Below are 14,279 nucleotides of genomic sequence, written 5' to 3'. Positions count from 1 at the left end.
ATGGTAAACCCTTGATTTTAAAATCAAGGGTTTACCATTAGCGATAAAGTTCTATTTAATATTAATATTGTCATGTAATTTTCGACATTCATCATTTATTTAATAAATATTATACTTTTCAATCGCTGTTGAATCCCGAAAAATTACAGCTGTATAATACCAACATTCACTCTCAAATTAATTATGAAAACAACACTACTTACAATCCTTTTTGTAGGGCTGTCGCTTATTGCTGATGCCCAAATGAAATTATCAGGCCGTTTTTTGTACACTCAGAACAATGAGAAGGTCATTCCACGAGGGGTTAATGAAATGTTTATTTATGCCGCTGATAAATCAGGCTGGAATACCTATCCTGAAATCAAAAAGTCAGGTGCAAACATGATACGCATTACATGGAATACCACAGGTTCGGTTGCAGATCTCAAGAACTCTATTTATAACTGTGTTACTCGAGGTACTGCTATTCCTGTCGTTACCGTCAATGATGCTACTTGTGATTTTAGCAAGCTACAAACTTGTGTAAATTTTTGGCTGAAAGCTGATGTCAAAGCTGCCATGATGGATTTCAAGAAGTGGACTATCTTGAACATCGCTAATGAAGCAGGAGATGGCAATGTGACAAAAGCAACGTATTTAAGTTCTTATAAAAGTGCCATCACACAATTGCGCAATGCGGGTTACACCATTCCAATTATGATTGATGCAAGTGGTTGTGGTCAAAATATCCAAATGTTAAAAGACACATGGAGCGAATTATTGAACTATGACCCTTTGAAAAAAATCATTTTCTCAGCCCATACTTATTGGACAGATGGTGGAAATGGTAAGTTTTTGGATATGGTAAATTATGCTAAAAACAATAATATGCCTTTTATTTTTGGTGAAGGACCACAGCAAAAAGCATGGGATTGCAATACCAACATTGACTACAAATATGTGATGCAGATTTGTCAAACGAACGAAATTGGCTGGCTGGCTTGGTCATGGGGAGTGGTTAAAAATGGTGACTGTCAGGCGGCTCATTCACACGACATTACTACTGATGGCATATATGGCAATTGGGTAAGTCAATGGTCACAGGATATTGTTTTCTATAATGCTTATAGTATTCAAAAGACTTCTGTTCGCCCTGCTTCTCTAACGGCCAGCAATCCATTTGCTCGGGTTGCAGCAACTGATTATGAGTCAATAGGCTCTCAGAATGAAGCAAATTTATATCCAAATCCAGCAAAAAGCAGTGCTACTATTTCGCTCCCGAATGATGCAAGCACACAAGTACAGATTGATGTAGTTTCGATGTTAGGAACTGTAGTCAGTCAAAAAACTTATGCAGTACAGTCTTGTGATAGAACCTTAGAGATAGACTTAGAAAACATAAAAAGCGGGAACTACATTATTAAATCTACCCGCGGGAATAGGGTTGCTTCTACTAAAGTAGTTATCGAAGAGTAATTGACGAAAGTATTAAAATCATCTAACCATAAAAAATACAAAAGACATCTTCATGCGTAATTTGAAGATGTCTCTGTATTGTATCGTTCCGTTAGTCAGCTTATTCCTAAGATTGAAAATGTCTTTACTCGGCTAAAAATCGTATGATTTCATCTGAAAAAGGTTGTGTTCTGTAAGTTCCATTATGATTCCCTTTTACTAATTTTAAGGTAGCATTTTTGAAATATGTTTGTAGTATTTTCGGGTCTCCATTATCTAAATCCTCATCTCCACAAATAATTAATACAGGTTTTTTATGCTTCATCAATTCAGAAGGCAAGGCAACGGGCTGATATTTTTGAAGAAAACCTAAGGCTATCGTATCCACTCCAATTGATTTGGCATAAGCAACAGCTCCTTGTGTCTCAGGATGTAAATGCGCTTTACCACTAAAGGCATCAGCAAACATCTTTCTCCTGTCCCACTCTGGATTCGTAAAGTATTGACCTACGCCCCCCAAAACAGATTTACTTACTCTTTTGTCTTTCGTCAATAATTTAGCCGCTACAATAGCCCCTCTTGAATAACCAACTAAGATATAATCTTTAATTTTCAAGTCAGAGATAATACCCATTACATCTTTTACTTCTGCATCATTTTGATAATACTTATCTTCATGGGGCTTGTCGGAAGCACCATTCCCACGCAAATCTGGGACAATCACACGGAAACCCTTTGCTATCAAATCTTTGTAAAGAGCTGTTTTTCGCCAGTTTGCACCCGTATTGATAAAACCATGCAACAAGACAACAGGCTTGCCTCTTCCAGTATCTTCATAAGCAATGCGTTGTCCGTCTGCTGCTTTTAAATACTTGAAATTCTGAGCCTTTACATTGAAAGATAAAAGGATTAGTAAACAAAAAATGAATGTTTCTTGAGGAATTTTCATTAAATTATGGTTTAATTATCAATGCATATTGGCATTTGTGTATCTCAATAGATATATCGGTTCGACTCCGGCTCTGGGTACTCGTTATATTATCAATTTTACTTCACAAAAATCTCATCCACCAACAACCAAGCTTTGCCACCTGCTCCATATTCTCCTGTCGGAATAATGCCTTTGTTCTCTGCTTGTACTTTTACAAAACGAGCTTTCTTTGTATCAAATTTGGCTCTAATTTGATTAATTCCATTCGTAGGAAAATCAGAGGTACGATATACTTCTTGATAATGAATGCCGTCTTCCGACAATGAAAAAACCAATTTATTTGGCTCCCACATTCTTTGCCAATGGTACTTCAAAATATTAATGCCTATCTGACTAATTGACTGAACACTTTCTAAATCGACTATTGCTTCTAAATTTTCTCCACTAAAACCCACCCATTGTGTATTGTTGTACCTACTATTTCCAGTTAGTCCATTCACTAATACAAAAGGTGTGGCAGGATTATAGCCAGCTTTAGGTTGATTGCCTAATATCACCTTTTTAGCAATGGCTTTATGATAGCTAAATACCTGTTCAAATGCTTGTCCATAAGGTTTATTACCCACAAATATTTGGGCTTTTAAATGCGCACTTTTATCAATAACTATCTGCTTATTATACACCTTATCATTTATTGTTGGATTCTTTCCATCTAACGTATAGTGAATAGTAGTATTACGCAAAGTAGTAGCTAAATGCACAGTAGTAGTACCTGAATTATCCATTAAGAAATCATACGTAATTTCCTCAAAGCGGTCGAAGAAGTTTACTTTCTTCTGAGTAAGAATCGCTCTGTGTTTACGTAATCTAACCAGAAAATCATCATAATTACGAAGCTCTTTTTTCGTCCAAGCAATTTCTGATAAAGCCAACGCTCTTGGAAAAGCCATATGCTCTACCTGCTTGGTAGTCGGCATATATTCCGACCAAACATTTGCTTGTACACCTTTGATATATTGTTCATCTTCGGGTCTCAATTCAGCCGAAATGGGTTCGTAACTATATACCTTGGCAAGGGAAGTAAAACCTGCTGCTGCCGTAGGTTCATTTGCTTGTAGTGACTGATAATAATCCAAATACAGGTGACTTTCAGGCGTCATAATTACGTCATGTTTTTGCTTTGCGGCTGCAATGCCTCCTGCTTCACCTCGCCAACTCATTACGGTTGCTTTAGGACTCAATCCACCTTCTAAGATTTCATCCCAACCGATTATTTCACGTCCTTTGCTGTTGACATACTTTTCTATTTTTCTGATAAAATAGCTTTGCAATTCATGCTCATCAGCTAGATGCTCTTCTATCATACGTCTTTGGCATTTTGGACAAACTTTCCAGCGTGTTTTAGGACATTCATCTCCTCCAATATGAATGTATTTTGAAGGGAAAAGAGGAATTATTTCATCTAATACATTTTTCAGAAAGATAAAAGTACTATCATTCCCTGCACAGTAAACATCATCAAAAACACCCCAAAAAGTAGCCGTTTTATAGGGGCCTGTGGTACAACCTAGACTCGGATAAGCGGCTAACGCTGCTACTGCATGTCCAGGCATTTCTATTTCAGGAATGATGGTAACGTACTTTTCTGAAGCATATTTTACCAATGCTTTTACTTCTTCTTGTGTATAAAAGCCTCCGTATTTTTTTTCATCAAATCGATGTGGTGAGTCTTTTTTATGACCAATAATAGTCTCGTCCCTATACGCTGAAACACTTTGTAAGCGTGGGTATTTTTTGATTTCAATTCGCCAACCTTGGTCTTCTGTAAGGTGCCAATGGAAAGTATTGATTTTATAAAAAGCGAGTAAATCAATGTACTTTTTCAGAAAAGATAACGGGAATAAATTTCTACCGACATCTAAATGCAAACCACGATAAGCGAATCTTGGATAATCATTAATACGACAACCTGTTAATTTAAATCCGTTAGACTGAGCCTGATAAACGATTTGTATCAAGCTTTGAATCCCATAAAAAACGCCTGCTTCATCATGCCCGATTACTTCAATAGCATTTTTAGTAATATTCAGTTGATAGCCTTCTTGTTTTAAAACCTTGCTTGAATCAATACTCAGACTAATATAATTTGCTTTTGTTTGGGTTGAAATGGGAAAAGAATAATGTGTTAATGAAGAAAGTGCTTCGTGGAGTAAATCACTGTTTTTTGCAAGCGAAGACGATGGTTTGGTAATAGTAGTATTCGTATTTAGTTGAAATATTTCTTTATTAAGCACAACAGAAACGGGCTTGGGAATAATAGCAATACTTTGGGCAAAAGAGGTATTTGATGCTATAAGAAACACCAACGATAAAATGAGACTAAAACGATTTTTCATTTTTGACATGAGAAGGGATGGATTGAAAACGAAAAATGTTTTTGAGGTATTTAAAATGCTAATACCTCAAAAACACAAAAATCAACGCTTATTGCTTAAAGCTATTTACTCCAATTCTTTCTTAAAAACCTCAGCCAATTGCCATGCATGACGTTTTCTATATCTGTTTGAGTATAACCTCTTTTCTCTAAAATAGCAGGTATCGTTTGTAAATCTGCAATGGTATCTAAATCATAAGGACCTTGTTCTGTGCCAAAAGCTCCGTCTAAATCTGAACCTATACCCACATGAAGGGCATTCCCTGCCAGTTGACAAATATGGTCGAGGTGGTCTACCATGACAGCCAAATTACAGTTCATTCCTTCAGGTGTTGATTTACCCCTTACCCAATTAGGCACCATCATCCAAGCGTCTAATGCTCCGCCTATTACGGCATCTCTACTAATTAATTCCTTTATTTGCTCGTCGCTAAATTGTCTATTATGATTCACTAAGCTTCTGCATAAATTATGGCTTGCCCAAACAGCCCCATTGAAATGATCCATGGCTTCCCAAAAACTATCATCACATAAATGCGTAGCATCCAAAATAATGTTGAGTCTTTCCATTTCTTTCAGTAAATCTTGCCCAGCTTTACCCATAAAACCAGTAGCATCTGTTCCTTGAGCATAACGCCCTGGACCATAGTGTGCAGGACCAATAGCACGCAAGCCATATTGGTAGGCTTGCTCTACATGATTGATAGTCACGAGCGAATCTGCTCCCTCTAAGCTTAAAATATAGCCAATAGGTTTGTTTTCGTTGGGTGTACCATCATTCCAAAGTGCAAGATGTTTTTCTAATGATTCAAGGTTATTGATTTGAACCATCTCACCACATTCCTCCATGCTTTTATACCATGCTACTTGTCCTTGGGTTTGTGCCCACGCTTGTTCTGGCGATGCCCACCCCGGTAAGGTACTATCAGGTTTTACAAAACGTGCAATTTGAGTAGCAACTACCAATCCTATATTTCCTTTTCTTAACTCAGGAAAAGTAACCGTTCCTTTGGCACGATCTGGTTTATCGGTCATGCCTTTTTCTCTCTCACGAATTTCTGAGACTGATAATCTTAAATCACGATTCCATTCCATCGCATTCATGCTAAGGTCAAGATGTGCGTCTATTGTAAACATATGCTATTTCGTATAAGACAAGTGTTGAACTTGTCAGATTTTTTCAATGAATTCAGATATGATGTGCAAAAAGACTTTCCAGTACTAAAAAGTCTCTGGAAAGTCTATATAACAATTGCCAAGCATTATTTAATGGTATAAACTAACATTCAATAATTGATTTGTCTGTCTCTGGCAATAATTTTCCATTTTTCACCTGTCAATACTTCATGTGCTACAATATTTGCTTTTTCATACAAAGCACATGTTGGGCAAATATGAATAGGTAATCCATAAAAAACATCCCCGATTTGATAACTATGGTTTTCGGGAACACCCAGCACCAAATGTTCTTCACTTTGTCCGATAAAAGTTACGTCAGGAGCATTCAAGAAAAATACCCTTCTATCCAAAGGGTTCTCTGCTGCTACAGACTTGTGCCCTAAATCCAAACAAATTTTATCTTTATCAGGCAGAGAAATTACTCGACTTATCACTAACGCTGCTGGTTCAAAATCTTGCTCTGGGAAAGAATCTAGATAACCTTTATCCCAATACACAAAAGTACCGGGGCTACATTCTACCTTATCCCTTTTCGCATGAATCGGAAACGTTGGTGTGCCACCTGCTACAATGCTGAGGTTCTGAATGCCTTTTTCTGCTAGTTGTTCTACTAAATCATTTACAGTTTGGAAAGCCGTATTGCATTGTTGAGTACGAACATCAAGGTCTAAATCTTTGATGTTACCATCATAAATATGGAAGCCTTCAACTGATAAGGCTTTTATATCATGTAAAGAAAGGATTAATTCAAGCGCATTTTCTGGTAAAATCCCTGTGCGATTCATACCAACATTCAAATCAATATAAAGCGATAAAGTAAGGTTGTTTTCCTGAGCGACTTTAGCCATCTCTTTTGCTACCGCCAGAGAATCAACTAAACACGAAAATTTTGTTTCAGGAAAGTGTTTAATAATTTCAATCAAACGTACCAATTTAGCCCCTATTGGCTGATATGCCAAGAGTACATCCTTGGCTTTAGCAATTGCCAAGAGTTCTGTTTCTGCAATGGTAGCACATTTGAATTTCTGAATACCTGCTTCTTGTAATAACTTGGTTACTTCTAAGGTTTTATGCGTTTTGATGTGTGGCCTCAAACGGTTGACATCATCAATAGAAGCAACAAGCTTTTGGATATTACGCTTTACAATGTCTGGAAAAACTACTAATGCAGGCGTATCTAGCGTATTAATATTTTCAATGTTGTACCCAATAGTATTATTACTCATGGCCTAGTCTTCATGAAGTTCAAACATCGCCTCAATTTCTACAGGAATATTATCTGGAAGTGTTCCCATGCCTACTGCACTTCTAACTCCAATGCCGTTTTCGGTTCCCCATACTTTGGCAAAAAGCTCACTACATCCATTGATAACATAAGGATGGCGTTCAAATTCTGATACGCAATTTACCATACCCAAAATTTTGATAACACGCTTTACTCTATCTAAACTACCAAGATGTGTTTTGATAGTTGAAAGCATGGTTAAGCCCACTTGACAAGCCGCTAATTTTCCTTCTTCAATATCTAAGTCTTTGCCAATTCTACCAATAATTAAGCTTTTATCGTCTCTTACAGGGCCATGTCCAGATAGGTAGAGGTATTTGCCATCTATTAAATAAGGTTTATAAACACCCAAAGGAAGCGGTGCTGGAGGTAGGGATAATCCGAGCGTTTCAAAAGATTGTTCTGGACTAAGTAATTCAATAACGTTCATAATAGTAATTGTTTTTGTTTCAAATTTGTGTTGATGAAGTTTTTGAGAAAACCTTCATCATGCATTTTGCAAGGTTTAAAAAAGTAATATAAGTGTTGCCCTTATCAATCCTGACGTTTTCTATGAAGAAAATCCGAGAATTATTTCATTAATTTACTATAAATGAACACCTTACAGCATTAATTAAGAGAATTATTTTCACAAATTTTTATCCTGTCAATAACGGATTGAAAGTAATAATATGCTGACGTCCTACTTCGCACCATCTATCGAACTTTGGGTTGCTTTTGGGGTATTGAGTTTTCTGAATGTTGCATTTTCAATTTTCAATACTACCGCATTTTTCCATTGATTGTTAGTGTAAAAGCGTTGACCATTTACAGCACTTACGACTAACCCAATGGTGGTGGGAGCATTGTAGATTTTAGCATCAAAATCTTTTTTGTATTCTACCAATTCGCTTTTATATCCCAAAATACTCACTTTGGTATTGGCATTCCCTTCTATATGTGTCAGCACAAAGTTTTTGCGTGTTCCATATCTCCAGTCTTCAAATCCACTTCTTTGTACGATAGCATAAATGTATTTTTCATCATTCGACTGTGTGTACCAAATATTATCTTCACGCACGACAGAAAGGGGTTTTACGGCATGAATGGCTTCAGCATTGGCAAAATTCCAAAGGGCTATTTCTTGTAAAAGTGCTTGCTGTTCTATCTGCAACTCTCCGTCTTGCTTAGGGCCAACATTCAATAAGAAGTTGCCTCCTTTTGCCCTGATTTCAACGAGCATATTGATGATTTCTGTACCAGATTTATGAGGGTCATTCGTTGGTTTGTACTGCCAATCTGTGCCCATCGTATAACAAGCCTCCCAAGGACGCGCCATCGGTTCGTCAGGTGTATTTTGCTCAGGCGTTGTCATGATATCACGCGTAATCACCAATTCTGGATTCAAACTCCAAGCATATTCACGTAGTCCATCGCCTGGCCCATCAATAAAAAGAATATCTACTTTGCCGTAATTAGTCAATAATTCCTTCAATTGCTTTTTATCATAATCCATCAAGCCTTTGTTATTAGCAGGAAAATGTTCTGGCAATTGTAAACGACCTATCTGGATATTGTTCTTATGAAAATAGTTAAAGTCTTCTGGCGAAAAATAAATTCCAATGGCAATTCCTTCTTTTCTGAAAGCATCAATAATTTCTTTGGTAAGGTCTTTTCCATAAGGAGTGTTCATCACATTAAAGGGCGTGGTTTGTGTATTAAACATACAAAAACCAGAGTGATGTTTCGCCGTAAAAACTACATATTTCATGCCTGCTAATTTGGCACTCTTTGCCCAATCAGTAGGGTTAAATTTGTTAGGATTAAAGTATTTAGGTAATTCGTTGATGTATTTTTCAACATATTCGTTTGAAGCTCCTGCCAAGGAATGACTGATAACTGCTCCTAAAGAGACATCTACATTCCAATGGATAAACATCCCAAAAGCTAAATCTTGAAACCAATTTATGCGTTCTGGCTTGTTGTTTATTTGTACTTTTTGTGCCTGAATTTGTATCGTAAAACCAATACAAATCAAGAATATTACTATCTTTTTTAAAAACATAATCTTATGATAAACAATTGTGATTAAGCAATTTATGAAATTACAAAAGTTTATTGATTTTAAGTACTTCACCCCGTAGTAACGAACATCGAGGCGTTCGTCACTACGGATGAAGTGTTTATATAAAATTGGATAATAGTCTACTGTTTATCCCACCAAACACGGGTTAATAAATCATCAACACCTTGTCTTTGTACTGCTTCGTTGTATGAAGCTCTGTTAAGCGTCTGCTCTAAAACAGGGTACAAGAATCGACGGAATATTTTACCACCAGTAGCATTACCTGGATATACGTTTGGTGTCAAAGCTGGATAACCCGTACGACGGTAGTTGTTGTATACTTCCTGAGCATCAGGGAAAAGACCAACCCAAACTTCATTGTAAATCTGTTCTGTCTGAGTAGCTACTGAACCAGTAGTCTTTAAAGCATGAGCAGCAACATAACTATCAATACGAGTTTTGTCAATAACGTTGGTTGTACCACTAATCAAATCCCACTGTCTCATCGATGCACGAATACCAGCTTCGTATAAACTAGTTGCCGTTTCAGCACTATACCAACCTCTTAAAGCAGCTTCTGCCAATAAGAAATTAGATTCTGCTGCCGTAAACAACAATAGAGGAGCATCTACTTTTAACACTGTTGTTTGCTTTGGTTCTGAATAAGTAACAAAATCAGAAGGCTTGGTTCCATTAATCGTAGCAGGCATACCTTTCTGAATACTTTCATCTGAACTAGCAGTTCCATTTACATATACTACAGAAAGCACTCCTAAGCGTGGGTCGTTATTAGCTTTTAATGAATTGATAAATACCTGCTGATATTTTCCCCCTTCAGTATTATTCACACCATCAGCACGTAAATAATTATCATTCAGCAACTGCCATGCAACTGGGTTTTTATTGATGTTCTGCCCCCCAGAAGTATAGCTTACTTTGGCAATGTCTGCATAGTCTCTGATTACACCACCAGCAACGGCTTTAGTCACCCAGCTTTGTGCAGCTGCTGCATCTACTTTTGTCAAACGCATACCCAAACGCAACATCAACGAATAGGCAAACTTTTTCCATTGAGTAACATTACCTTGGTAAATCAAATCAGAGTTTCCGAAAGTTGTAGTATTAGAAGTTGTCAAAGCCGTAGCTGCTGCCTCTAATTCTTTCAACATATCTGCATAAATCGTACTCTGGGCATCATATTTAGGCTGAAATACAGAAAGATTATAGCCTTGTCCTGCTTGTGAATAAGGGATATCACCATATAAATCGGTAAGGCGACTGAAGCAATATACTCGCCAAATACGCGCTGTTGCATACAGATTTACCTTTGTAGGGTCATCTTTTACTGCTTTAATTACCTCCCCAATTTCATTAATTTGGTTTGGATAAGAGTTCGTAAATACGCCACCTGTAGCATTCACTTGTGATGCTACATACTTAGACCCAAAACCTTCTACGTCATTGTAGCTGGTAGTATATTGCATCAACCCAAACAAAAGGCTACCCTTGTTTCCACTATTTGCTGCACCATCATACAGGGCTTTGCTAAATATATAGGGAGTAGTAGGGACGGATACCGCATTGGGATTGGTATTGATTTCAGCGAAATCTCCATCGCAGGATGTAAGAAATATACTACATGCTGCGAGTAAAGGGAATGTATATCTTGAAAATAACTGTTTCATTGTCTTGCTTTTTGTTAGAATTTCAAATTCAGGTTCAAACCGTATGAACGAGTACGAGGTAAGCCAACTGACTCGATACCTTGTGCTGCACCATTGGTCAAGCTTTGCTCTGGATCAAAATTGTCTGTTTTCTTATACAAAATCAGGAGGTTACGTCCTACTAATGATACGCTTGCCGACTGGATACCTAATGCTTTCAAGAAACCAGCAGGTAGGCGGTAAGAAATAATAACCTGACGTAGTTTCACAAAACTTGCATCATGCACAAATAATTCAGTATATCTGTTTAAGTTATTATAGTATGCACTACGCAAATTAGCCACAGGTACTGTATAAGAATAGGCATCTCCGTTAGCAGTAACACCGCTTAATGCTAAACCATTTTCACGACCCGGCAAGGTAGATTTCAACAATCCTAGACGAGTAGCATATACTTCCATTACTGAGAAGATACTACTACCAAACTTACCGTCAACTAATACATCTAATGAGAAGTTTTTGTATTTGAATGAGTTCGTTAAACCCATTGTATAAGGAGGAACACCATTGCCTAAAAACTGGTTGTTATCAGTCTGTAGAGGTAAGTTAGAGTTGGTATCATAGATAATTCTTCCCGCAGCATCTGTCTTTTTACGGTATCCATAAATTCCACCAAAAGGCATTCCTACTTGGTTGTTAATGAATGCGTTACCATTGGCAGAGTTTCCGATTGAAAAGGTAGTGATACCATCCGCTAGCTTTAATACTTCACTTTTGTTATAAGCAAAGTTGAAGCTCGTATTCCATGAGAAGTTAGCAGATTTAATAGGAGTACCTTCAATCAATAATTCTATCCCCTTATTACTTAATTCACCTGAGTTCAAAATAGCACTTGTATAACCTGATGCACCTGAAATAGGTACACTTACAATATCATTTGATGATTTTTTATCATATAAAGCGGCATCAAAATTTAAACGTCCTCCAAACAAACGAGTACTTAATCCTAATTCAATCGTAGTAGAAGTAAACGGTTTTAATTCTGCATTAGTAATCGAAGTAGAGCTTACATTTTGTAAGGGCACTGAGCTCGCACTTGGTACATTGCTATACGCTAAGTTGATAGCATAAGGGTCAGGACCGCCCCCACCTACTTGTGCCCATGAACCTCGCAATTTTACTTGATCAAATGCCTGTGGCATTCTTATCACATCTGATAAAATCAAACTTGTTCCAACACTTGGATAGAAGATATTATTGTTTTTAGGACTTAGTGTTGAAAACCAATCCTGACGGCCTGTTAGCGTTAAAAACCAGATTCCTTTATAATCTAAATCTGCCGAACCAAATACCGAGTTTGTTTTAATATTACTAGAAACAGGAGTAGCCGTAGACGTTGACAAGTTTGAATAACTATAGAAATAAGGGATAGTATAGCCCTGTCCATAGAAGTCAAATTGATTGTTCTTAAACTGACGGGTATTTCCCCCTGCTAATACTGACAATCCAATTGTTTCTGCAAATTTGGTATTGTAAGCAGCCGTAATCATGCTGTTGGTTTCTGATACATCCGACTTAATACCATCGTACTGGCCTTGAGGGATATACTGCCCACCTGTTGGCTGAATACTTGTGAAATTATAACTATAAAAATCGCGCGTAGTAGTACCTTTTATCGTCAGGTTTTTTAATATATCATACGAAATTGAAGCTTGTCCAATAAAACGGTCTTTCGTATCTGTTTGCTTAAACTTATTGATAAAGAAATAACCATTCGTTACGATACCCGCATCATTCCAAAAAATTTCATTACCATTAGCATCATATCCTGGATTTAACCAACGAACATCCACAGTATTGGCTACTTCGTATGGCATCCAGTTTGGATTACCCAAAGCATCACCTGCCACTGGTCTATTGTTACCTTTCTCAAGATTATACTGTACTACTGCTTCTGCTCTAAGACGGTCACTTAATTTAGCTGAAATATTTAAGTTAGCGGTTTTACGGTTGTAAGTATTAGAAGGTAATATCCCTTTCGCATCCATGTCTGCTAAAGAAAGACGATATAAAATCGCATCGTTTCCTCCAGAAAAAGCAATTGAGTTGGTGAAAGTAGTTCCTGTCTGATAAAAATTCTTCAGGTTATCCTTTTGGGCTACATACGGGTGAGTTTTACCATCGGCAGCTACATAATCAGTAGAGCCATCAATTTTTGAACCAAACGAACGACGACCTGTTCCTTGTGCTTGTGCCAATGTTGTTGGTTTTACACCACCATCTCCTTGTCCGTATTCATATTGGAAATCTGGAAATACAGAGATATTTTCCATAGAATATGTACCGTTGTATTCTACGCCAATTCCTTTTTGTTGCTTCCCTTTTTTTGTCGTAATCAAGATTACACCATTAGCACCACGTGAACCATACAAGGCAGCGGCAGCTCCACCTTTCAATACTGTCATTGATTCAATATCATCTGGATTGATGGCGGCAATACCATCTCCTCGGTCTGTTCCAGCTTTAGTTCCTAAGCCGTTAGGTAATGAACTTCCACCGGGAACACTGTTATCTATTGGCATCCCATTGATTACGTATAGCGGTTGGCTATTGCCTGTCAATGAACCATTACCGCGAATAACCACACGACTTGAACCACCAGGGCCAGTAGATAAACCTGTAGCATTTACCCCAGCTATTTTACCTGTTAAACCATTGGCTACGTTGTTCTCACGTGCTTGTGTAAATTCTGAACCATTTATTTCTGAGACTGAGTAAGCGAGTGCACGTTTGTCTTTCTTTACACCCAAGGCTGTTACAACAATCTCTCCAAGTTGCTGAACACTTTCTTTTAAAGTAATCGAAACAGAAGTTTGTCCTGCTGAAAGAGCCACTTCAAATGTTTCAAAACCCACGCTACTTACTACTAACGTAATATTTTTAGTTGCGATGTTATCTGGCAAGTTCAGTTTGAAATTTCCTTCTGCATCTGTACTTGTTCCAACTCTTGGATTTTCTTTGATAAAAACCGCAGCACCAATCACTGGACTTGCATCTTTTGCAGAAATAACTTTCCCTCCTATTTCCTTAACTACACTCTTTTCTGATGGTTTTCGAAGATAAGTAACGGTATTTTTATTCACATTAGCATGCGAATAGCCACTTATTGCTAAACTTCCAATAAGAGAAAGCCATAAGAAGCGTTGAGGGCTTTTTAATAGTCTAATTTTTTTCATGCTTAAAAGTTTTTTATGGTAAATTGGATTCTGCAATAACTGCAAATAAATATTGCACTTATTGCAACAAAC

Annotated in this window: 9 protein-coding genes; 1 reads left to right on the top strand and 8 read right to left on the bottom strand. The window is 37.3% G+C overall.

Annotated elements, in window-relative coordinates:
- The first annotated feature begins 183 nt into the window (after window positions 1-183).
- Window positions 184-1,455 (top strand): T9SS type A sorting domain-containing protein, encoded by a 1,272-nt coding sequence (locus AC07XN_RS18840; RefSeq protein WP_494744164.1) that lies wholly within the window; start codon window positions 184-186, stop codon window positions 1,453-1,455.
- A 124-nt stretch (window positions 1,456-1,579) separates the two neighbouring features.
- Here the strand turns inward: AC07XN_RS18840 and AC07XN_RS18835 are convergent, their stop codons facing one another.
- The 8 genes from AC07XN_RS18835 to AC07XN_RS18800 form a co-directional block, all read right to left on the bottom strand.
- A complete protein-coding gene (locus tag AC07XN_RS18835) occupies window positions 1,580-2,383 on the bottom strand; it encodes an alpha/beta fold hydrolase (RefSeq protein WP_494744163.1) in 804 nt (267 codons plus the stop codon).
- A 98-nt stretch (window positions 2,384-2,481) separates the two neighbouring features.
- A complete protein-coding gene (locus AC07XN_RS18830) occupies window positions 2,482-4,761 on the bottom strand; it encodes a beta-N-acetylhexosaminidase (protein WP_494744162.1) in 2,280 nt (759 codons plus the stop codon).
- 101 nt (window positions 4,762-4,862) lie between these two features.
- The gene (locus AC07XN_RS18825) at window positions 4,863-5,936 is read right to left on the bottom strand and encodes a dipeptidase (RefSeq protein WP_494744161.1); all 1,074 of its coding nucleotides are present in this window, start codon (window positions 5,934-5,936) and stop codon (window positions 4,863-4,865) included.
- A gap of 149 nt (window positions 5,937-6,085) precedes the next feature.
- A complete protein-coding gene (locus AC07XN_RS18820) occupies window positions 6,086-7,204 on the bottom strand; it encodes a D-TA family PLP-dependent enzyme (protein ID WP_494744160.1) in 1,119 nt (372 codons plus the stop codon).
- 3 nt (window positions 7,205-7,207) lie between these two features.
- Window positions 7,208-7,693 (bottom strand): RidA family protein, encoded by a 486-nt coding sequence (locus AC07XN_RS18815; RefSeq protein WP_309924478.1) that lies wholly within the window; start codon window positions 7,691-7,693, stop codon window positions 7,208-7,210.
- A gap of 252 nt (window positions 7,694-7,945) precedes the next feature.
- Entirely contained in the window at window positions 7,946-9,307 is a 1,362-nt protein-coding gene (locus tag AC07XN_RS18810; protein ID WP_494744159.1) for an alpha-L-fucosidase, read from the bottom strand.
- Window positions 9,308-9,447: 140 nt separating this feature from the next.
- Window positions 9,448-10,992, bottom strand: coding sequence for a SusD/RagB family nutrient-binding outer membrane lipoprotein (locus AC07XN_RS18805; RefSeq protein WP_494744158.1), 1,545 nt, complete (start codon window positions 10,990-10,992; stop codon window positions 9,448-9,450).
- A gap of 14 nt (window positions 10,993-11,006) precedes the next feature.
- Window positions 11,007-14,207, bottom strand: coding sequence for a SusC/RagA family TonB-linked outer membrane protein (locus AC07XN_RS18800; RefSeq protein WP_494744157.1), 3,201 nt, complete (start codon window positions 14,205-14,207; stop codon window positions 11,007-11,009).
- Between the last annotated feature and the right edge of the window lie 72 nt (window positions 14,208-14,279).

Source organism: Arcicella sp. GW458-12-2-14-TSB2, from assembly GCF_059423785.1.
Note: the sequence above shows the minus strand (reverse complement) of the source record. Positions and strands in the feature narration are given on the sequence as shown.

Bases quoted from the DNA above. Each gene is read 5' to 3' on its own strand.
- AC07XN_RS18840 (WP_494744164.1), top strand. From the start codon at position 184: ATGAAAACAACACTACTTACAATCCTTTTTGTAGGGCTGTCGCTTATT.
- AC07XN_RS18800 (WP_494744157.1), bottom strand. From the start codon at position 14,207: ATGAAAAAAATTAGACTATTAAAAAGCCCTCAACGCTTCTTATGGCTT.
- AC07XN_RS18820 (WP_494744160.1), bottom strand. From the start codon at position 7,204: ATGAGTAATAATACTATTGGGTACAACATTGAAAATATTAATACGCTA.
- AC07XN_RS18810 (WP_494744159.1), bottom strand. From the start codon at position 9,307: ATGTTTTTAAAAAAGATAGTAATATTCTTGATTTGTATTGGTTTTACG.
- AC07XN_RS18830 (WP_494744162.1), bottom strand. From the start codon at position 4,761: ATGAAAAATCGTTTTAGTCTCATTTTATCGTTGGTGTTTCTTATAGCA.
- AC07XN_RS18825 (WP_494744161.1), bottom strand. From the start codon at position 5,936: ATGTTTACAATAGACGCACATCTTGACCTTAGCATGAATGCGATGGAA.
- AC07XN_RS18815 (WP_309924478.1), bottom strand. From the start codon at position 7,693: ATGAACGTTATTGAATTACTTAGTCCAGAACAATCTTTTGAAACGCTC.
- AC07XN_RS18805 (WP_494744158.1), bottom strand. From the start codon at position 10,992: ATGAAACAGTTATTTTCAAGATATACATTCCCTTTACTCGCAGCATGT.
- AC07XN_RS18835 (WP_494744163.1), bottom strand. From the start codon at position 2,383: ATGAAAATTCCTCAAGAAACATTCATTTTTTGTTTACTAATCCTTTTA.